This is a genomic window from Actinomadura rubrobrunea NBRC 15275 (assembly GCF_001552235.1).
Classification (GTDB): Bacteria; Actinomycetota; Actinomycetes; order Streptosporangiales; family Streptosporangiaceae; genus Spirillospora; species Spirillospora viridilutea.
This window is the reverse complement of the sequence record NZ_BCQU01000034.1, coordinates 16,913-36,134: the sequence shown is the minus strand read 5'-3', so window position 1 is coordinate 36,134 and position 19,222 is coordinate 16,913. Positions and strand designations below refer to the sequence as shown.

The window sequence follows — 19,222 nt, the reverse complement described above, 5'->3', positions numbered from 1 at the left end:
CCAGGGCCGACGCACGGCGTCCCCGGCACGTCCGCCTATCGCTGTGCCACGCGAGCGCACGTCGGCCGCCAAAAGCGCATGAGCCTGCACACTGGCCGGCGCGTCCCCAAAAAGCGTGCAGGCATTCTGGCCGGGACGCTCGGCAGCTCGCGCCGCCAGGCGTCCTGGATGGCGTCGGCGCGGTCGCGCGGCGGGTCAGCGGCCGCGTTCGGCTCCGCCGTTCACCTGGATGATCTGCGCGGTGACGTGCCCGGCGCCGGGCGAGGCGAGCCAGTACACGGTCTCGGCGACGTCCTGCGGCGTCCCGGCCCGGCCGGTGTGGGTCTGGGCGATGAGCGTCGCGCGGCGTTCGTCGTCCATGGTGTCGCGGAAGAACTCGGTGTTCTCGATGTATCCAGGGGCGACCACGTTCACCGTGATGCCGCGCGGCCCGAGGGCGGCGGCGAGATCGAACGCGTACGGATGCAGGGTCGCCTTCATCGGCCCGTACGAGGTGCCGTTCGACCTGCGGAAGGCCGCGATCGAGCTGATGAACACGATGCGCCCGGACGGGTTGAGCAGATCGCGGAACGCCTCGGTCGGCAGCACCGCCGTCAGCACGTTGGCCCGGAAGTTGGCCGTCCACCGCTCCGCGACGCCGCCGAGGTCGCCGTGCCGTTCGACGTTGCCGCCCGCGTTGTTGTCCAGCACGTCGATCGAGCCGAAGCGGTCGGCCAGGGCGGCGCGCACCCGCTCGACCTGCGCCGGCTCGCTCAGGTCGGCGGGCAGCGCGGTGGCGCCCAGCTCCCCGGCCGCCTTCTCCAGGACGTCCGCGCGGCGACCGATGATCACCACCCGGTCCCCGTCCGCCGCGAAGCGCGCCGCCACCGCCCTGCCGATGCCGGTGCCCCCGCCGCTGACCACGATCGTGCGTGCCATGCCGACCCCCTGGCGTTGGATCTGAAGTCAGAGCCTCAGCCGGCTCTGGGTGGTGAGTCTTCCAGGTCGGCTCTGGGTGAAAGCCGCCGACCGGGACGAACGAGGGTCAGCAGGTGGGGCGACCCGTGCGACACGGTGACGATCTGCGCCGGTCTCCGCGTCGTGCGTGCACCGCCGGGGCCGTCCGACGCGGCCGACCGCGGCGGCTACTCGTCGTCCTCCCAGCGCAAGAGTCCTTTGTGCGGCTCGGATACGCCCTGAGCGGCGTGCCGTCGCGGGGGTTCTGACTGCCCGTTCGCCTCGGGGCGTCCCCGCCGCGTGCCGTTGGTGTCGGGCGCTGCGGCGGTCCGGTCCGGCGGGACCTCGGAGGCAGTGGGGGCGGGCTCCCACTGCAAGGGGATGGGAGGCGGAGACGTGGGGGCGGCCTCGAACACGTCGTCGCGTTCGCGCAGGTCCATGTGGGAGTGGAGACCGGCGAGGGGGCGCGGCAGCCACCAGTTGGCGGCGCCCATGAAGCGCATGGTGGCGGGGACGAGCAGCGAACGGACGAGCACCGCGTCCACCACCACCGCCACGAACATGCCGACGCCGATGAGCTTGACCACGGTGATGCCCGCCGTGCTGAACGCGGCGATGACCACGAGGAACAGCAGGGCGGCGCTGGTGATGATGCCGCCGGTGCGCTGCATGCCGACCGCGACGGCGGTCCGGTTGTCGCGGGTGCGGTCCCACTCCTCGCGGATCCGGCTGAGCAGGAACACCTCGTAGTCCATCGACAGGCCGAACACCACCGCCAGGATGAGGATCATGCTGGTGGCCTCGACGCCGCCGGTGGGGGTGAAGTCGAGCGGCCCGGCCAGGTGGCCGTACTGGAAGCCCCACACGATCACGCCGAACGACGCGCCGATGGACAGCACGTTCATGGCGATCGCCTTGAGCGGCAGGACGATCGACCCGAAGAACATGAACAGCAGCAGGAACGTGGCCGCGCCCACGAACACCGCCATCTTCGGCAGGCTGCGCATGAGGCTGGCCATCAGGTCCATCTGCGCGGCCGTGCTGCCGCCGACGTCGATGTGCAGCGGGTAGCCGTCCTTGGTGAGGGTCATCGCCCGGATGCGTTTGACCAGGTCCTGCGCCTGCGGCGCCATCGGCTCGTATTGGTGGGTGACGGAGATGCGCACGCCGCCGTACGTGCCGGAGTAGCCGGTGAAGCGGGCGTCGGTCACGCCGGGCAGGGCGGCCAGGCGCTTGCGGAAGTCCTCCAGGTAGGGCGGGATGCCGCCGCCCTTCTGCGTCGGCCGCCAGTTGCGCGGGATGAGGTCTCCGGAGACGACGACGTCGATGGGTTCGGCCGTGCCGTTGGGGAAGTCGCGTTTGGCCGTCTCCACGACGGCGCGCGTGGGGCTGTCCTTGGGCAGGACGCGCGCGTCCACGCTGGAGAACTGCACGTTGAGGAACGGCCCGAACAGCACCCCCAGGATCGCCAGCGTCACGGCGAAGTACGGCAGGGGATGCCGCATCACGCTGTGGCCGAGCCTGTACCAGAACCCCGAGTCGGGGTCGCGCTGCGCGCGATTGGAGGTGGGGCGCCGCCACGGCATGCGCCCGAACTCGACCTTGGGGCCGAGCAGCGCCAAAAGGGTCGGCAGCAGGACGGTCGCGCCGAACACCGCGACGAGCACGGTCGCGATGCCCGCCAGTCCGATCGTCCGCAGGAACATCTGCGGGAACAGCAGCAGGCCGCCGAGGGCCGCCGATACTGTCACGCCGGAGACGACGATGGTGCGTCCCGCCGTGGCGAGGGTGCGGGCGAGCGCCGCCTCGCGGATCGGCGCCAGCGTCTTCTTGTAGGCCTTCTTCGCGGCGCGGCGTTCGCGGCGGCCGCGGACGGTCTTCCACGGCTTGCCGTCGGGGACGCCGTGCGCCGCCATGCCGCGCTTCAGCTCCTCCCGGAACCGGGAGACGACGAACAGCGAGTAGTCGATGGCCAGTCCGACGCCCATCATCGTGACGACCTCCAGCGCGAAGGACGTCACGTCGGTGACGTACGTGACGGCGTGCACGACCGCCAGGCCGCCGACGATGGCGAACACCGCGACCGCCATCGGCAGCAGCGACGCGGTGATCGCGCCGAACACCAGCAGCAGCAGGACCAGCAGCGGCAGGGCCGTGATCGTCTCGGCGCGGACGATGTCGGTGACGACCTGCTCGCCGAACTCCAAGCCGAGCGGGACGCTGCCGCCGATCCGGGTGTCGAGGCCGGGCGCGGCGAGCCGGTCCTTGATGGCCTCGTAGTCGCGCGCCTTGGCGGCGTCGCCGGGTCCGCGCAGCTTGATGGCCACGAACGTCTGGTGCCGGTCGCGGGAGACGAACGGGGCGGCGTCGCGGCCCTGGAACGACCAGTACGACATCTGCTCGGCCACCCGGTCGGTGGGCAGGCGCGCGACGGTCGTCACCACGGCGGCCATGTACCGCGGGTCGTCCACCGTCATGGTGTCGCTGCGGTACAGCACGAGGACGTCGGGGTTGGTGCTGCCGAAGTAGGTGGCGCCCAGTTTGGCGACGAGGGTCGACGACGCGTTCGGGTCCTCGAACCCGCCCTGCTTGAACCGCTCGAACACCCCCATGCCCCATCCGCCGGCCAGCACGGCGGCCAGCAGGATCGACACGAGAGCGGCCCAGCGCCGTCGGTGGATGAGACGCCCCAGCCCGGCGAGCATGGTCCTCCCGTGGTGTCGGGGCCGCCGGGTGCGGCCGGCGGCCGTGGCCCCGGCCCGCGCGGCCGGGGGCGGTCGGTCAGCCGTCGCCGCGACGCGCCTCCAGACGCCGCCGGGTGGTGGGCAACGCGCCGTCAAGGTACCGCTGCCGCGTCGCCGACCGGGCGATCTTTCCGCTGGACGTGCGGACGACCGTGCCGGGCTCGACCAGCACGAAGTCGTGGACGCTCATCTCGTGCTCGACGGTGACGGCGGCGCGGACGGCGTTCTCCACCTCGTCCGGGTCGAGCCGGGCCAGCGGGACGCGCCGGTTGCGTTCGGCCACCACGACGAGCAGCTCCCCGGAGTCCTCGCCCTGGATGGAGAACGCGGCGACGTGGTCGGGGCGGATCGCGTCGTGCGCCTCCTGCACGGTGACCTCGATGTCCTGCGGGTAGTGGTTGCGGCCGTCGACGATGATGAGGTCCTTGATGCGGCCCGTCACGTACAGCTCGCCGTTGTGGACGACGCCGTAGTCGCCGGTCTTCAGCCACGGCCCGGACGGCAGGTCGCCCGGTTCGGCGAGTTCGCCGCCGAACGTCTCCGCGCTGCGTTCGGAGTTGCGCCAGTAGCCGCGCGCGGTGTTCGGCCCGTGCACCCAGATCTCGCCGACCCGGCCGTCCGGCTGCTCGCGGCGGGTCTCCGGGTCGACGATCGCGACGAGCTGCCCCACGGGGCGTCCGCACGACACCAGCGCGGCGGAGCGTTCGGCGTCCGCGTCGCACGGGACGAGTTCGCCGCGCGTCAGCGCGTCCCGGTCGACGTGGACGACCCTGGGCGGGTCGTCGTCGGCGGCGGCGGACACGAACACGGTCGCCTCGGCCAGCCCGTACCCGGGCGACTGCGCGCCCGGCCGCAGCCCCGCCGGGCCGAACGTGTCGGCGAACATCGACAGCGTGGACGTGCGGATCGGCTCGGCCCCGTTCAGGCAGGTCACCAGCCCGGACAGGTCGAGGTCGGCGAGCCGTTCCGGGGTGGCCTGGGACGCGACGTACTCGTAGGCGAAGTTGGGCCCGGCGGTGTAGACGTTCCGGGCGGGCCGCTCGGCGATCAGCTCCAGCCAGCGCATCGGGTCCATGACGAACGACACGGGGTCGGTGTAGATGGCGTGGTCGCCTCGCACCATCGGCAGCGCCATGGTGGAGATCAGGCCCATGTCGTGGAACAGCGGCAGCCAGCTCACCAGCTCCGGGGCGGGCCGGTCGGGCGACCAGCCGGCCCACAGCTGCATCGCGTTGGCCGTCACGTTCCCGTGGGTGATCTCCACTCCGGCGGGGCGGCGGGTGGAGCCGGAGGTGTACTGCAGGTACGCCAGGTCGTCGAAGCCGATCGGCTCGTCCCGCCACTCGTCGGCGCGCGCCCGGTCGGCCTCGTCGGCGAGGACGATCTCGCGGGGCCGCGGCACGTCGTGGTCGGCGAGGAACTTCTCCACGTGCGGCAGCGCGTCCCGCGAGGTGACGATCACGGCGGGTTCGGCGTCGGCGTAGGCGCCGAGCAGCCGGTCGGCGTGGCCCGGCAGGTCCGGCGAGAACAGCGGCACCGCCACCACGCGCGCGTACATGGCGCCGAGCATCGTCATCATGTAGTCGAGCGTCTGCGGCAGCAGCAGCGCGGCGCGTTCGCCGGGCTCGGCGGTGGCGCGCAGCCGCACCGCCATGGCGCGGGCCCGCCGGTGCGTCTCCGCCCAGCTCGCGGTGATCTTCACGCCCGCGGGGTCGGCCGAGTAGTCGACGAAGGTGTAGGCGGGGTCGTCCGGCCTGTCGGCGGCCCAGCGCGCGACCCGCTCGATGAGGGGGGTGCGGCCCGAACCGCCGGGCGCCAGTTCGGGGAGCAGCGAGCCCAGTGCCATAGGTCATCTCCCGGGGGGGACGGGCCGCGCGCGGCGTCGGACGGGGCCGGGCTCGGTCGGGCAGGGGCGGGCCGACCGCCCGCTCCCGGCCGACGGGTCCGGACGGTCGGGCCTTCCCGGTCGGCTCCGCCGGTCCCGGCCGGTCCTCCGGCGCCCTCCGGGCACGCGGCAGCGGTCGTGCAGCGCGAAGTTACCCGATGGTACGGACGAAAGACATGAGCCGCCCGCACATTACCGGCCGCCGTTTTTGTCATCCGGGTGACAAACGGAATTGCCGGCGGATATGCGTTCACCGGTGGCGGTCACCCTAGGTGCGCGGGTCGTTCTCGACCGTTTTCGCGGTCGGCGGCGGGCGGCCGCCGGACGGAAGGCCGGTGCGCCGGCGCGCTCCCCCGCGCCGGCGGCACCCGGCTCAGCTCGCGTCGTCGGAGAAGATCTGCCGGACGATGCCCCGGCGGTGCCGTCCCTGGTAGGTGGTCTGCGGAAGCTCGTCCTCCGACAGCTCGGCCAGATACCGGCTCTCGGCGTCGATCAGCTGCTCCAGCTCGCCCCGGTCGAGGAACACGCCCTGGCATCCGGTGCATTCCTCGATCACCACGCCGTGCCGCTCGTGGGTGTGCAGCACCGAATCGCACTTGGGGCACTGCATTGTCGCCTTTGACATACCGGATCCCCTGTCCGTAACGCAGGCGCTTACTTCGGGCGGCCAGCTTAGTCAGGCAATTGCCGTTTTGGTATGTTTCAAGCGCCGTTCTGCCCGTCGATCCGGACGCCGTCCGCCCGTGCCCGCCCCGTTCGGACGGCCGTCGGCGGTGTCGCGGCGCGCACGCGTCGATCGCGTCCGAGGTCCGGGGCTCGCGTGGTCAGCAGGCGTCGTACCTGCGCCGGGCGGCGCGCGCCGCCATGGACTTGATCAGACGGGCGCGCAGCAGCGCCAGGCAGGTCGCCACCCACAGCAGCGCGACCTCGAGGACCACCACCATCCCCAGCACCACCAGCCACGGGGTCCCCTCGCCGCCGTACAGCCCGGCGGGGGAGACCAGCGTCATCCCCGTGTCGGAGCCCCGGCCGCCCGACGGCGCCACGACCGGGGGCGACGCGGACGGCATCGGCGGCAGCGCCGGCGCGTGCTCCTGGCTCGACGGCGACGCGGGAGCCCCGTGCACCCCGGTCGTCCTCGGCCGCGGGGCCGGCGAGTCGTCCGGCTCCCAGCTCGGCGCGCCGTCCGCCTCGCGCGGTTTGCGACTCGGCTTGTGGTTCGGCTTCTTGCTGGTGCGGGGCTTGACCGCGCCTTCGCCGCTCGGCCGGGCCTGCGGAGTGCCGCCCGGCGACGGCGCCGCGCCCGTCGACGGCCGCTTCTTCTCGTAGTCGGCCTTCGCGCGCGGCGTCTGATGAGGCCGACGCACCGTCTTCTTGGCCGTCGCCTTCTTCTTGGGCGGCTCCTTCTCGGGCCTCGACGAGTTCTTCTCTGTCGTGGACGAGCCGCGGGGCGTCGTGCCCTTCGACTGGTGCTTGGACGCGTCCTCGCGCGACTTGTCGCCCTCCGGTGACGGGGTCGACGCGTCGGGCGAGGAGTCCAGCGCACGCGGCGCCTCGGGCAGGTCCGGAGCCTTCGGCGCCTCGGGAACCTCGGGGATCTTCGGTTCCGCGGCCGTCTCGGACGTCTTCGACATCGTGCCGCTCTTGGGCGCCTTGGCGCCCTCGAGGGGCTTGTCGGCCTTGGACGTCTCGGCGGCGTTCGACCGCGGGACGCGGCCCGCCGGCGGCACGAGGCGCAGCCTGGACGGGCGGTCGACGTTGCCCGCCGTCACCACGGCGGTGAGGGTGGGGACGCGCGCCATGCGCGACAGGCGCGTCCAGCGCGGGATGCGCAGGTCGACCCGGAGCAACCGCGCCCCGTTGACGTTGCCGAGCGAGCACTGCAGCCGCCTCCCGGACGCGGCGCAGTCCTGCGGATGCCTGCCCCACGACATCGGCTCGGACGCCCTCAGCCGCAGCCGCACGTCCCTGGCCGTGGCGCCGTGCGCGCGCACCGTGAACCCGTAGGTGAGGACGTTCTCGCGGGCGAGCGCCTTGGTGCGCAGCAGGGCCGCCGAGGCCGTCAACCGCACGGCGCCGGCGCCCGCGGGCGGACCGGTGAGCAGCACCGGCGGCACCGCCAGCGCTCCGCCGAGCATCGCGGCGCCCCATCGCCGGGCCGCACGCCCGTTCGGCCGCCCGGCCCGCTTCCCCGTGCGAAGGCGGGCCCGCTGCCAGGCCCGCGCGCGTCCGAGCGCGACTGCATCGCCCTTGGGCACCCGTTCCCCCTTCGTTCGCGGTCTTGTCCGCCCGGGGGGACGGCGCCGTCGGCGCCAGGCTCACAAGATTATTTCCAGTCGATCACCCTGGGTAACATACGACGCCCCTTTCGCGCAACGAAATCCCGGCTCCATAGAATTCGGACGGTCGCGAGGAGAGGAGCCGCCGGTGGCGCAGGCGGGGAACGCCCAAGGCGGGAACGCCCAGGCCGTACGCTCCCTGGAACGCGCCTTCGAACTGCTGGAGCATCTGGCGGACGCGGGCGGCGAGATGGCGCTGTCGGAGCTGACCGAGGCGTCCGGCCTGCCGATGCCGACGATCTACCGGCTGATGCGGACGCTGGTGAACCGCGGGTACGTGCGGCAGGAGCCGTCCAAGCGGTACGCCCTCGGCCCGCGCCTGATCCGGCTCGGCGACGTCGCGAGCCGCCTGCTGGGGACGTGGGCGCGGCCGACCCTGGCCCGGCTGGTGGACGAGGTGGGCGAGACCGCCAACATGGCCGTGCTGGAGGGCGACGAGGTGGTCTACGTGGCCCAGGCCCCGTCCCGGCACTCGATGCGGATGTTCACCGAGGTGGGGCGGCGCGTCCAGCCGCACTGCACCGGCGTGGGGAAGGCCCTGCTGTCGCTGCTGCCGGAGCCGACGGTGCGGGAGATCCTGGCGCGCACCGGGATGCCCGCCCAGACCCCGCGCACCATCACCGACCCCGACGCGCTGGTGGCCGAACTGGCGCGGATCCGCGAACGCGGCTACGCGGTGGACGACGAGGAGCAGGAGATCGGGGTGCGCTGCGTGGCGGTGCCGCTGCCCGGGGCGCCCACGCTGACGGCGATCTCGGTGTCGGGTCCGTCGGCCCGGCTGACCGCCGAGGCCGTCACCGACATCGTCCCGGTCATGCGCGCCGCCGCCGACCGCTTCACCCGCGAACTCGCCGGCGGCGCGCGGGGCCCGGCGGCCGGGGCGGACGGCTAGTTGATCACCTCGCCGGGAACGGCGGCGGGGCGACCGCTGCGCTCCCAGATGACGTAGTCGCCCGCCGCCTTGCTCAGAACGGCCGCCAGCCACAGGGCGACGCCCGTGTCGTCGGCGAACCCGACGACCGGGACCAAGATCTCGGGGACGACGTCCACCGGCGACAGGAGGTAGACGAGCCCCAGCGCCAGCATGCCCAGCGTGCGCGGCGACAGGCCCTTGTACTCGCCGCGCAGGACGGCCTTCAGCATGCGCGGCACGGCGCGGACCCGCTCCCGCAGTCCCGGCGCGCCGGGCTCGAGCGTCTGGCTGTAGATCCGCCAGGCCTGGCCCGCGGCCATCGCCCTGCGTCTGCTGATCACCGGCACACCCCCGTCCGCGTCGATCCCGCGTCGATCCCGCGTCCCTCGCCCGCGTCCATCGCCCGTGTCCGTCCCCGCGGCGCGTTCCTCGCCGCGCTCACTCGTTCGACGTCCGATTCGCCGGACTTGTTCCCTTATTCGGCGGTCAGTCGTTATTCGCCCGCCACCTCGGGACGCGGCGGCGTTTGCCCAGTTCATGGAGGTGCACTCCTGCCCTCACGGGGCAGGTGGGGTTACCACAGGTGAGGTATCCGTCACTACGGCGTACGAGCTCCGGGATTTCGGCCCCATCGTCCGCCGTCCGCTGGAAACATGATCTAGGGGAACCTCTGGGTTGTGGGAGGGGCGCCGGCTCCCAATGTTCCGGGACTCCCAGCGTTTCCCGGCACGACCGGAAAGTCGAGACCGCAGGAGCTGACGCGAGCAGATGAGCGGCGACCGCCCGAACCGCCCCGACGTCGGCCGTCCGATCTCCGGTACCGCCGACGGCATCGCCTACCTGGCCCTTCCGCCGACCGCGGTGGACGCCCGGCCGGCGGGGCCCACCCGGCTGATCGTGGCCTGGCCCGGCTTCGACCCGCCGCGCACCGCGCCCGCGCTGGCCGCCGCCCTGCCGCTGACCGGCGTGCCGACCTGGCGCGTCTACCTGGAGCTGCCCGCCGTGGACGGCCGTCCGCCGAGCGGCCTGGACTCCGGCGCCCTGCTCACCTCCGAGGGCGTCGAGGCGTACGGCGCGGCGGTCGAGCAGGCCGTGGAGCGGCTGCCCGCCGTGCTCGCCGACCTGCGCCGCGACCTCGGCCTCGGGGACGGGCCGATCGGCGTGGCCGGGTTCTCGGCGGGCGGCGCCGCGGCGCTGCTGACGGTGGCGCGCGGCGTCGTCCCGGTGACCGCCGCGGCGCTGGTCGCCCCGGTGATCGCGCCCGCGAACGCCGCCCGTTCCCTGGAGAAGCGCTCGGCCCGCGAACGCGACTGGAACGAACGGGCCGGCGCGCTGGCCGAACGGCTGGACCTCGGCGCCCGGGCCGGGGAGATCGCCGGCCGCGACACGGCGCTGCTGCTCGTCGCCGGCACCAAGGACCGGCTCGTCCCGCCCACCGAGATCACCGCGCTGCGCGACCTGCTGCGGCGGCGCGGCGCGACGGCGGTGGAGTCGGCCGCCTTCCCGATGGGGCACGCGCTCGCGGCCGAGCCCGGCACCGAGGCGCGGCCGCCCATCACCGAGGCGGTGCGGGTGGACGGCGCCCTCACCGACTGGTTCCGCGACCGCCTCGCCGAGGTGAGCCCCGATCTCGGCTCCGGCCGGATCGCCTCCGACGGCGACGCCGTCGACGCGCAGGCGCCGCCGTCCCCGACGCTCCCGGACGTCGCGGCGGCGTCCCAGACCCCGGCCGACTCCGGCGCCCCGGCGGACGACCGGCCCGCGCAGGGGCAGGCGCCGGTGCGCTTCGACGGGCCGAGGGTGGAGGCCGCGAGCGGAAGCACCCGCCGTCCCGGCTGAGACCGCGGGCGCGGCCGCGGCACGCCGCCATCGGAACGGCGCGGTGGCGCCGCGGCCGTGTCGTGGCGAGCCGTGTCATGGCGAGCCGTGTCAGTCGCGAGCCAGCACCTCGTAGCGGACCGGGATGACACCGGAACCGATGCCGCCGAGCTTGGCCATCGCCGCCTTGGACAGGTCCAGGCAGCGGCCGCCGACGAACGGTCCGCGGTCGTTGACGCGCACGGTGACCGAGCGGCCGTTGTTCTTGTTGGTCACCCGGACCTTGGTGCCCATCGGCAGCGTCCGGTGCGCGGCGGTCAGGGCGTCCGGGTCGAACCGCTCGCCGCTGGCGGTGTGCTGCCCCTGCCAGTAGTACGACGCCGAGCAGGAACCGCTGCTCACGACCCGCCGCTTGCGCTTCTTCTTGGCCTTGGCAGCGGTCTTCAAGGTGTCAGGGACACCGGGAAACCTCGGTGCCTCCGTGGACGACGACGACCGCTCCGGAGATTCGGACGGCTCCGGTGACGCGGACGGCTCCGGTGACGCGGACGGCTCAGGCGAGCGCGTGCCGCCGCGGCTCGCGCGCGTCGGAGCGGTGCGCGGCGGGTCCTGAAGCGGCGGCGTGCCGGTCGGGCTTTCGGGCGCGTTCCGCGCGGCCCGCGCCGATCCGGGGTCGCGGCCGGTCGCGGCCAGCACCCAGGCGCTCCCCGCCAGAACGGCGACGGCGACGCCGGAGATGATGACGATGCTTCTGATGTGGCGTTTGAGGCGATGTTCGCCAGATCTACCCACGAAGAATCCTTTGATCGGGGACAGGGCCCCGGACGCCCGGCGTGGTCGTCACCGCCGTTCGGCCACGGCGGGCGGTCGGCACGGACGTCGTCACGTCGCGCAATCCCCCGCCGCGCACCGGTCGTCGGCCTGATCGGGGTAGACGGCCCCGCGGCCTCGCGCCGTCAGGCCCTCCGTGGGCCTCCGGCCGACCAATGCGCCATCTTCGGCGCCTCCGCACCATTGCGGAAATTCCGGCGTCCGGCAGGTGCGACGCCGGCGTGGCGCGTCACGGATGCCCAGCGGGCGCCGCACACAAGTCCATGACCGTACGGCGAAATTCGCGGAAATCAACCGGTGGGCCGCCGTCTGTGGGGTTTGTCACTCCGACATTTTGCCCGACGGAGTCGATCACATACGCACCGTGATCAGGATTCGCCACCGCTTTTGCCGCCTTTTGGAAGGTGATCACGGGGCGATAAATACAGTTCACCCGGAATGTTCACAAACAGCGAAACGGGGCGCCGCGCGGTCGCGACGCCCCGTTCGACGGGTCGGTTCAGGTGACGGGTGCGGCTCAGCTCGAGCCGTTCGCGCCGGTCACCTCCTGCGCCTGCTGCTGCGCCGGCGATCGCTGCCCGGACTGCGGCAGCAACGTGTTCTGGCCGGTCGGCTGCTCGAACAGGACCCGGGCCAGCAGCGAGCTGATCAGACCGTTCGTCGAGGTGCCGGTGTCCGCCGGCTGCACGGGCGTGCCGTCATCGGTCTGCGCGCGAGGCGTCGGCAGGGTCGCCGTCGTTTCCGACGCGGGCTCTGCATCCGTCATGGCCCCGGACGTGGGCTCGGCCTCCTTCGAACCGGTTGCCGGCTCGACCTCCTTCGTCGAACCGGTTGCCGGCTCGGCCTCCTTCGTCGAAGTGGACGCGGGCTCGACGTCCGCCATCGCCCGGACGGACTTCCCGACCGTCCGTGCGGCGGGCCGCGCCAGGCGGGCGTTCGCCGGCACGGCCGGATCCGAGCTGGTCGACACGTTGGTGTTCCGGTCGGCGACGCAGCCGTCCACGAGCCGGGCGCCGTCGAGCTCGACGTCGGCCGGCTCAGCGGCGCCGTTGCCCGACTGGCAGTTCAGCGTGACGCTCTGGTGCTGGACGTTGGGCCGCGGCCGCTGCGGGTTCGCCTCGCGGCGGGTCTGCGCGGCACGGCTCTGCCTCAGGTTGACGCCGCCTTGCAAGGAGGCGGCGCCGTTGCGCGCGGCGGACAGCATGTCGCGGACCGTCGCGGTGGACCAGTCCGCCCCCTGCTCGGCGGAGAACAGCGACGACGGGTCGCTCGGGTTGAAGGTCAGCCGGACCGGCTCGTCGCCCGGCCCTTGGACGGCGTACCCCGCCGGCGCGGCGGCGACGGTGACGGCGATGGCCACGGGGGCCAGCACCGCGCCCCTGAGCAGGCTCCTGACGGATTGATTCATCTATCCCCCCGGCGTTGGTCGTTCGACCGTGGACGTGTGCGCGCCGCGGAACCGGTTCTCGTCACCGGACGCGGCATTTGCGCACACCGACGATCGGGGACGCTAGTACGGCCCCCGTGACCGCACGGCTGATCACCAGTCCAATTGGACGACGCAGGGGAAGATTTAGCGAACCGCATATCCGCCGCGCGGATCGCGCGCGATGTCCGGGCGATCCGCGCGGCGGACGCGTTCGGGCGGCCGTCAGGACTCTTCGCCGAGGGCGATGGCCTCGTCCACCTCCTTCTTCCGGACGGCCAGTTCCTGCTCGTAGCGCTGCCGGTCGTACTTCTCGGCGATCTCCTCGTCCTGGCGCATCAGCGCGTCCAGGTCGGCCTTGGCGTTGTCCAGCACGCCCATGTCGGCGTACGCGGACTGCACTTTTTCTCCCCAAAGACCGATGTCCTTGACGCACGGGACGATGCGGCTGAAAAGCAGCGACTGGTAGAGCGTGTACATTTGCGAGTTGTCGACGTACTTCATGCACTCGTCGACGGGCAGGCCGAGGTTCTCGAACACCTCGCGCCCCTTGAAGCGGTCCCGCATGAGGTAGCAGCCCTCGACGACGAACTCCTCGCGCTCGGCCCGCTCCTTCTCGGTGAGCTCGGCGTAGTAGTCCTTGAGCGCCAGGCGGCCGAACGCCACGTGCCGCGCCTCGTCCTGCATCACGTACGCCAGCAGCTGCTTGACCAGCGGGTTGGTCGCCATGTCCCGGTACACGCCGAACGCGGCCAGCGCCAGCCCCTCGATGAGCACCTGCATGCCCAGGTAGGGCAGGTCCCACCGGCTGTCCTCCAGCGACTCGGCCAGCAGCTTGGCCAGGTCCTGGTTGATCGGGTAGTACATGCCGATCTTCTCGTGCACGAACCGGCTGTAGAGCTCGACGTGCCGCGCCTCGTCCATGGCCTGGGTGGCGGCGTAGAACTTGGAGTCCAGGTCGGGCACGGTCTGCACGATGCGGGCCGAGACGTTCAGCGCGCCCTGCTCCCCGTGGAGGAACTGGCTGAACAGCCAGGAGCCCTGGTGGCGGCCGTACTCCTGCCGCTCCTTCTCCGACATGCGGTTCCAGATGTCGGACCCGAACAGCGGGTTGACGTGCTCGGGGATGCCGATGACGTTGTACGGGTCCACCTCCAGGTCCCAGTCGATGCGCTTCTGCGCGTCCCACTGCTTGTCCTTGCCCTTCTGGTACAGGGCGAGCAGCCGGTCGCGACCGTCCTGGTACTCCCACGTGAAGCGGGTGTCGCCCGCCATGGGGACGTTCCAGGTCTCCTTGGGCACGGGGGTGGTGTAGAAGTCGAACGAAGTCACCGGGATGCCTCCTCGGGGGCGCCGACAGCACTGTCGCAGCGCGAAGGGCCATGCCGCGGGCGCGTCCCGCGGCCCGCACGGCCCACCGTTTTACAACTCTTCGTAACATGTAAAGCCGCCGGAAGGCCATACCCTCGCGCCGTCCACAAGGCACCCCACGGCGATCCACCCCCACGGATCTACACATCCACCCCCATACCGCCCACCTCCCTCGCTCGACGGCACGACCGACTCACTTCCGTTGGGATCGTGGTGCTCGACGCGTGTCGCCGTCGCGTCGGCTGTCAAAGGGACGCCATCGCCCCGGTGACCTGGGCTGACAGGAAACGCATAGCCGACTGATAGCCCCACGTCTGTTTCCTGGGATGCCAGAGAGGCCTCTCCAGCACATCGATCGAGGACTCGAGAACGGGGGATCGAATGAAGCTGAGCAGGATCACGGGGGCGCTCATCGCGGCGGGAGCGGCCCTGCCGCTGGCAGGGCTCAGCACTCCGGCGGCGCATGCCGGACGTGTCCAGGCGTCGAGCGCGCCGGCGGCTTCGGCGGCGCCGGTCAGCGCACAGGGCGGCTGCGACTGGACGGGATGCAGCGAGATCCAGAACCGGTCGAACAGGTCCGTGCGCGTGGCCAGGGACTGGTGCGGCAGCGGGGGGAACGGGACGGTCGTCACCGAAGCCTCGAGGCGCGGGCCGTTGGCCTGCCGCACCAACGCCTACAAGTCGCTGCGCCCGGGCCAGCACTCCTACACGTCCGCCTGGCACGACACCGACGCGTTCGGTGTCTCTGGCGGCTGCAGGATGGCGGTCCAGTGGAACCTGGACGGTCAGGAGAGCGGCCCGATCAAGTACTACGCCCCGCCCCGAGGCACCAACTACTGGGTGAAGGTGTCGAACATCTACGACATCGACATCGAGTCGTACACGTGCTGACGGGACGGTGGTGAGCCCGCCCGCGTAGGCGACCGGGAAACGGGCCTTCTCCTCGTCCGAACGGGGGGAAGGCCCGTCTCCCCTTCGGCGGGTCAGCGCCCCTGAAGCGCGTCCAGCGCCACGGCCTGGGCGATGACCAGGCGGCGGTCCAAGGCGGGCTCGGCGATGTCGACGACGTAGCGGTCGCGCAGCGCGAACTTCTTCTCCACCGAGAAGGCCGGGCGCCCGTCGATCGTGAAGTCGAAGTGGTACGGCCAGGCGAACGGCAGGTCGCCCACGATCGGGATGAAGTCCCAGACGCGCCGCAGCACCGCCACGACCTGGTCGCGTTCGCTGCCCGCGGCCGTGCCGACGCCGGGCTGCTCGAGATGCCAGGTGGACGACAGCAGCGACCTGCGGAAGTCCTTGCGGAACGCGCCGAGCGGCGCGCCGTGCTCGTCGGCCACGTCGTACACGCCGGCCAGGTCGATGACCGTGCGCGCCTTGAACGAGGCGAGCGGCCGCGTCTTGGTGTCGTCGGTGTAGAGGGTGACCTGCTCCTTGAACGCCACGCGCTTCTGCTGGGCGAACGCGACGAGCTCGCCTTCGGAGCCGTCGGGCGCCGCCAGCCGGACCTCGTACTGGTTCACGACCGGTCGCACCCGCTGGCGGACGAGGAAACGGTTGTGTGCCTGGAGGCGGTCGACGTCCACGTTCTGGTCCTCGGGCCGGGGGGAAGCCGTCGTGCGGAGTCTCCCACAGACGGCGGCTCAGCGGTCGCTGATGTGGTCCGCGAGGTAGGCGTGGATCAGCCGCTCGGCCTCCGCGACGATCTCGGGGTCGCCGTCGGGGTCGCGGCGGAAGGCCATCTTCAGCACCGCGTCGCCCGCCTCGACCGAGATGGCCAGCGCGCGGGCGAGGTCGGGGGTGTCGGCGACGCCGAACCGTTCGACGATCATGCGCCGGAGCCGGTCCGCCACCACCGAGTTGTTGTCGGCGTCCGAGTCGAGCAGGTGGACGTCGGCGACGTCCCCGAAGCGCAGCACCCGGAAGCCGGGCACGGTGCGGTGCATGTCCACGAAGATCTCGATGATGGCGCCGACCGTGTCCGACCAGTGCTCGAAGTCGCCCTCGGCCAGCCGCCGGGAGACCCGTTCGCCGAACTGGTCCAGGTTGCGCAGCGCCAGCGCCTGCGCCACGGCCCGCTTGTCGGGGAAGAACTGGTAGACCGAGCCGATCGCCACGTCGGCGCGCTGGGCGATGCGCGTGGTGGTCAGTCCGTCGTAGCCGTCCTCGTCCAGGATCTCGGCGCACGCGTCCAGCATCCGCTGCACGCGCTCGGCGCTGCGGCGTTGGGCGGGACGGCGGCGAAGCGGCGTTCGAAGCTCGGTCACCCGACCATTGTCGCCTTTGGCGGGCCGGGCCCGCTCCGCCAGTGACCGAGGCGGCGGGCGGGATCTGCGACGCGGAACGGTCCACTGGTGGCCTGCGTCTGGTGGGCGGCGCCGTCCGCACCTACCATCCGAACAATCTTCACGTTCCGGTCCGCGGGAGGTGCTCGGATGGGACTGCCGGACGGGTTCCAGTGGGGCGTGGCGACCTCCGCCTACCAGATCGAGGGGGCGGTGGACGAGGACGGCCGCGGCCCGTCCACCTGGGACGTGTTCTGCCGGCAACCCGGACGGGTGCGCGACGGCCACACCGGCGACGTCGCCTGCGACCACTACCGCCGCTGGGCGGAGGACGTCGCGCTCATCGCCGACCTCGGCGTGGACGCCTACCGGTTCTCGATCGCGTGGCCGCGGGTCCAGCCCGCCGGCCGCGGCCCCGTCAACCCCGCGGGCCTGGACTTCTACGACCGCCTCGTGGACGCGCTGCTGGAACGCGGCGTCGCGCCCGTCGCCACGCTGTACCACTGGGACCTGCCGCAGCCTCTGGAGGACGACGGCGGCTGGATGAACCGAGACACCGCCTACCGGTTCGCCGAGTACGCCTACCTGGCGGCCGAACGGCTCGCCGACCGGGTCGCGATGTGGATCACGCTGAACGAGCCCGTCGTCGTCACCGCGTACGGGTACGCGTTCGGCCTCTACGCGCCCGGCCGGACGCTCGGCCTCGCCGCCCTGCCCACCGCGCACCACCAGCTGCTCGGACACGGGCTGGCCGTGAACGCGCTGCGCGGACGCGGCGCCCGCGCGGTCGGCATCACCAACCACTACTCACCGGCAAGGCCCGCCGACCCGTCCTCCCCCGACGACCGGGCCGCCGCCGACGCCTTCGACACGCTGATGAACCGGCTGTTCACCGACCCGCTGCTGCTCGGCCGCCTGCCCGACGGCCTGTCCGCCGGACCGGACGACCTCGCCGCCCACGTCAGGGACCAGGACCTGCCGGTCATCGCGGCGCCGCTCGACTTCCTGGGCGTCAACTACTACCAGCCGACGCGGCTGCGCGCCGCCGCACCGGACGCGCCCCTGCCGTTCGACATGGTGCCGGAGGAGGGGTATCCGGTCACCGGGATGGGCTGGCCGGTCGCCCCGGACGCGATGCTGGCGCTGCTGCGCACGCTGCGGGAACGCTACGGCCCCGCCCTGCCGCCGCTGTACGTCACCGAGAACGGCTGCTCGTACCCCGACGAGCCCGGACCGGACGGCCGCGTGGACGACGAGGCCCGCATCCGCTACCTGGACGCGCACATCGCCGCCGTCCGCACCGCGATCGACGAGGGCGTCGACGTCCGCGGCTACTTCGTCTGGTCGCTGCTGGACAACTTCGAATGGGCGGAGGGGTACCATCCCCGGTTCGGCCTCGTCCACGTCGACTACGCCACCCAGAAGCGCACCCCGAAGAAGTCGTACGCCTGGTACCGGGATCTGATCAGGTCGTAGCCGCTGCACGGGGACGCGGCGGCCGTGCTGCGAAGACGCAGCGCGACCACCGGCTCGGCCGGATCCGCTCGCATCCGCGAGCGCCATCACCTAGTGAGGCGGTCGCCGGAGGCGTCCGCTCACGGGCGGGCGGACAGGTCCGTGCAGCCGCGCAGGCCGTTCCAGCGCTTGAGCTCCGCCTGCGCCGCGGCACCCGTCAGCAGGCGCGGCAGCCCGCCCGTGATCCGCGCGGGCTTCCACTTCGCCGCGGTGATCTTGCCGTTCTCGGCGCGCAGCAGCAGGACCCCCGAGTTGGCGGTCTGGCCGTTGGCGGAGTTGAACACGAAGTTGCCCAGGCCGTAGTGGACGTACTTGCCCTCGAGGAAGCCGCCGCCCAGCGGGATGTGCGCGTGCCCGCCGACGATCACGTCGGCGCCCGCGTCGATGAGCTGCTTGGCCAGCTCCTTCTGCCGGGGCAGCGGACAGGGCTGCAGCTCGGCGCCCCAGTGCACGTGGACGATCACCAGGTCGGCGCCCTTGCGGGCCTCCCGGACGGCGCGCACCATGCGCGGCACGTTCTTCGCCGACGCCAGGCCGCCCTTGGTGTCGGTGGCCGTCCACGCCGGGATGAGGTGGTCGTCCAGCACCTGGGTCGCGCCGACGATCGCCAGCCGGTTGCCCTTCACGGTGACCCGGTACGCGCGGTACGCCTCGTCCGCGTTGCGTCCGATGCCGACGGTGGGGAAGCCGGTCTGGCGGATCGCCTTGAGGGAGTCGCGCAGCCCCGACTCCATGAAGTCCATGCCGTGGTTGTTGGCCATGGACGTGACGTCCACGCCCGCGGCCTTCAACGCGGCGAACGCCGACGGGGGCGCGCGGAAGGTGAACTGCTTGTTCGGCGCGGGCGTACCACCGGTCGTGATCGCCGTCTCCAGGTTGACCATCGCCAGGTCCGCCGCCCGCAGCGTCTTGGCGATGGGGCCGAGCGCGGTCGACGGATCGGCCAGGCGGGCGCGCAGGTGGCCCTCGAAGTGCACGTCCCCGCCGAACGCCAGGATGATCGGCTGCTTGGCGGGAGCGGCGGTGGACGGCGGCGGGCTGGACGCCGTGGGCGTGACCGTCTCCCCTTCGGCCTCGGCCTTGCCGGGCCCGCTGCTGCACGCCGCCACGGCCAGCGCTGCCGCCACAGCGGTCACCAATACCGCATATCTAGGCAATTCCA

General features: G+C 72.3%; 18 protein-coding genes. 5 read left to right on the top strand and 13 right to left on the bottom strand.

Annotated features, from left to right (window positions below; genetic code table 11):
• Window positions 1–195 precede the first annotated feature (195 nt).
• From AR3_RS13155 to AR3_RS13135, 5 genes are all read right to left on the bottom strand, one after another.
• Window positions 196–918, bottom strand: coding sequence for an SDR family NAD(P)-dependent oxidoreductase (locus AR3_RS13155; RefSeq protein WP_067913742.1), 723 nt, complete (start codon window positions 916–918; stop codon window positions 196–198).
• A 206-nt stretch (window positions 919–1,124) separates the two neighbouring features.
• Window positions 1,125–3,641: an MMPL family transporter gene (locus tag AR3_RS13150; RefSeq protein ID WP_067913739.1), complete on the bottom strand. Its 2,517-nt coding sequence runs from the start codon at window positions 3,639–3,641 to the stop codon at window positions 1,125–1,127.
• Between the two features lie 76 nt (window positions 3,642–3,717).
• Window positions 3,718–5,526 carry a fatty acyl-AMP ligase gene (locus AR3_RS13145; RefSeq protein ID WP_067913736.1) on the bottom strand — a complete coding sequence of 603 codons (1,809 nt, stop codon included), beginning with the start codon at window positions 5,524–5,526 and terminating at the stop codon, window positions 3,718–3,720.
• Window positions 5,527–5,938: 412 nt separating this feature from the next.
• A complete protein-coding gene (locus AR3_RS13140) occupies window positions 5,939–6,190 on the bottom strand; it encodes a TFIIB-type zinc ribbon-containing protein (RefSeq protein ID WP_083951446.1) in 252 nt (83 codons plus the stop codon).
• 199 nt (window positions 6,191–6,389) lie between these two features.
• Window positions 6,390–7,703, bottom strand: a complete 1,314-nt coding sequence (locus AR3_RS13135; protein WP_067913729.1) for a hypothetical protein — start codon at window positions 7,701–7,703, stop codon at window positions 6,390–6,392.
• 391 nt (window positions 7,704–8,094) lie between these two features.
• Here AR3_RS13135 and AR3_RS13130 point away from each other — a divergent pair, with 391 nt between their 5' ends.
• On the top strand, window positions 8,095–8,796 hold the full coding sequence (locus AR3_RS13130; protein ID WP_245637881.1) for an IclR family transcriptional regulator: 702 nt from the start codon (window positions 8,095–8,097) through the stop codon (window positions 8,794–8,796).
• Here AR3_RS13130 and AR3_RS13125 read toward each other — a convergent pair.
• Window positions 8,793–9,158, bottom strand: coding sequence for a YkvA family protein (locus AR3_RS13125; protein ID WP_106258609.1), 366 nt, complete (start codon window positions 9,156–9,158; stop codon window positions 8,793–8,795). The two genes, AR3_RS13130 and AR3_RS13125, sit on opposite strands and share 4 nt — an antisense overlap.
• A gap of 427 nt (window positions 9,159–9,585) precedes the next feature.
• Between AR3_RS13125 and AR3_RS13120 the strand changes: the two genes are divergently transcribed.
• Window positions 9,586–10,656 carry a prolyl oligopeptidase family serine peptidase gene (locus tag AR3_RS13120; RefSeq protein WP_217998530.1) on the top strand — a complete coding sequence of 357 codons (1,071 nt, stop codon included), beginning with the start codon at window positions 9,586–9,588 and terminating at the stop codon, window positions 10,654–10,656.
• Between the two features lie 90 nt (window positions 10,657–10,746).
• On the opposite strand, the gene AR3_RS32160 is transcribed toward AR3_RS13120, so the two are convergent.
• On the bottom strand, window positions 10,747–11,082 hold the full coding sequence (locus tag AR3_RS32160) for a septal ring lytic transglycosylase RlpA family protein (RefSeq protein ID WP_281179262.1): 336 nt from the start codon (window positions 11,080–11,082) through the stop codon (window positions 10,747–10,749).
• A gap of 34 nt (window positions 11,083–11,116) precedes the next feature.
• Between AR3_RS32160 and AR3_RS32605 the strand changes: the two genes are divergently transcribed.
• Entirely contained in the window at window positions 11,117–11,248 is a 132-nt protein-coding gene (locus tag AR3_RS32605) for a hypothetical protein (RefSeq protein WP_281179261.1), read from the top strand.
• A gap of 735 nt (window positions 11,249–11,983) precedes the next feature.
• Here AR3_RS32605 and AR3_RS13110 read toward each other — a convergent pair.
• From AR3_RS13110 to AR3_RS13100, 3 genes are all read right to left on the bottom strand, one after another.
• Window positions 11,984–12,826: a hypothetical protein gene (locus AR3_RS13110; protein WP_146150249.1), complete on the bottom strand. Its 843-nt coding sequence runs from the start codon at window positions 12,824–12,826 to the stop codon at window positions 11,984–11,986.
• A 291-nt stretch (window positions 12,827–13,117) separates the two neighbouring features.
• Window positions 13,118–14,224: a ferritin-like domain-containing protein gene (locus tag AR3_RS13105; protein WP_067913716.1), complete on the bottom strand. Its 1,107-nt coding sequence runs from the start codon at window positions 14,222–14,224 to the stop codon at window positions 13,118–13,120.
• 284 nt (window positions 14,225–14,508) lie between these two features.
• Window positions 14,509–14,931, bottom strand: coding sequence for a hypothetical protein (locus AR3_RS13100; protein WP_067913713.1), 423 nt, complete (start codon window positions 14,929–14,931; stop codon window positions 14,509–14,511).
• On the opposite strand from AR3_RS13100, the gene AR3_RS13095 reads away from it, so the two are divergent.
• The gene (locus AR3_RS13095; RefSeq protein ID WP_067913710.1) at window positions 14,918–15,154 is read left to right on the top strand and encodes a hypothetical protein; all 237 of its coding nucleotides are present in this window, start codon (window positions 14,918–14,920) and stop codon (window positions 15,152–15,154) included. The genes AR3_RS13100 and AR3_RS13095 overlap by 14 nt on opposite strands.
• A 92-nt stretch (window positions 15,155–15,246) precedes the next feature.
• Here the strand turns inward: AR3_RS13095 and AR3_RS13090 are convergent, their stop codons facing one another.
• Entirely contained in the window at window positions 15,247–15,846 is a 600-nt protein-coding gene (locus AR3_RS13090; protein ID WP_067913707.1) for an LURP-one-related family protein, read from the bottom strand.
• Between the two features lie 57 nt (window positions 15,847–15,903).
• Window positions 15,904–16,527: a TetR/AcrR family transcriptional regulator gene (locus AR3_RS13085; RefSeq protein ID WP_083951442.1), complete on the bottom strand. Its 624-nt coding sequence runs from the start codon at window positions 16,525–16,527 to the stop codon at window positions 15,904–15,906.
• 168 nt (window positions 16,528–16,695) lie between these two features.
• On the opposite strand from AR3_RS13085, the gene AR3_RS13080 reads away from it, so the two are divergent.
• On the top strand, window positions 16,696–18,021 hold the full coding sequence (locus tag AR3_RS13080; RefSeq protein WP_067913693.1) for a GH1 family beta-glucosidase: 1,326 nt from the start codon (window positions 16,696–16,698) through the stop codon (window positions 18,019–18,021).
• 119 nt (window positions 18,022–18,140) lie between these two features.
• Here the strand turns inward: AR3_RS13080 and AR3_RS13075 are convergent, their stop codons facing one another.
• On the bottom strand, window positions 18,141–19,196 hold the full coding sequence (locus AR3_RS13075) for a CapA family protein (protein ID WP_227023116.1): 1,056 nt from the start codon (window positions 19,194–19,196) through the stop codon (window positions 18,141–18,143).
• Window positions 19,197–19,222: the final 26 nt, after the last annotated feature.

Bases quoted from the DNA above. Each gene is read 5' to 3' on its own strand.
- AR3_RS13155 (WP_067913742.1), bottom strand. From the start codon at position 918: ATGGCACGCACGATCGTGGTCAGCGGCGGGGGCACCGGCATCGGCAGG.
- AR3_RS13150 (WP_067913739.1), bottom strand. From the start codon at position 3,641: ATGCTCGCCGGGCTGGGGCGTCTCATCCACCGACGGCGCTGGGCCGCT.
- AR3_RS13145 (WP_067913736.1), bottom strand. From the start codon at position 5,526: ATGGCACTGGGCTCGCTGCTCCCCGAACTGGCGCCCGGCGGTTCGGGC.
- AR3_RS13140 (WP_083951446.1), bottom strand. From the start codon at position 6,190: ATGTCAAAGGCGACAATGCAGTGCCCCAAGTGCGATTCGGTGCTGCAC.
- AR3_RS13135 (WP_067913729.1), bottom strand. From the start codon at position 7,703: ATGCTCGGCGGAGCGCTGGCGGTGCCGCCGGTGCTGCTCACCGGTCCG.
- AR3_RS13130 (WP_245637881.1), top strand. From the start codon at position 8,095: ATGGCGCTGTCGGAGCTGACCGAGGCGTCCGGCCTGCCGATGCCGACG.
- AR3_RS13120 (WP_217998530.1), top strand. From the start codon at position 9,586: ATGAGCGGCGACCGCCCGAACCGCCCCGACGTCGGCCGTCCGATCTCC.
- AR3_RS13080 (WP_067913693.1), top strand. From the start codon at position 16,696: ATGGGACTGCCGGACGGGTTCCAGTGGGGCGTGGCGACCTCCGCCTAC.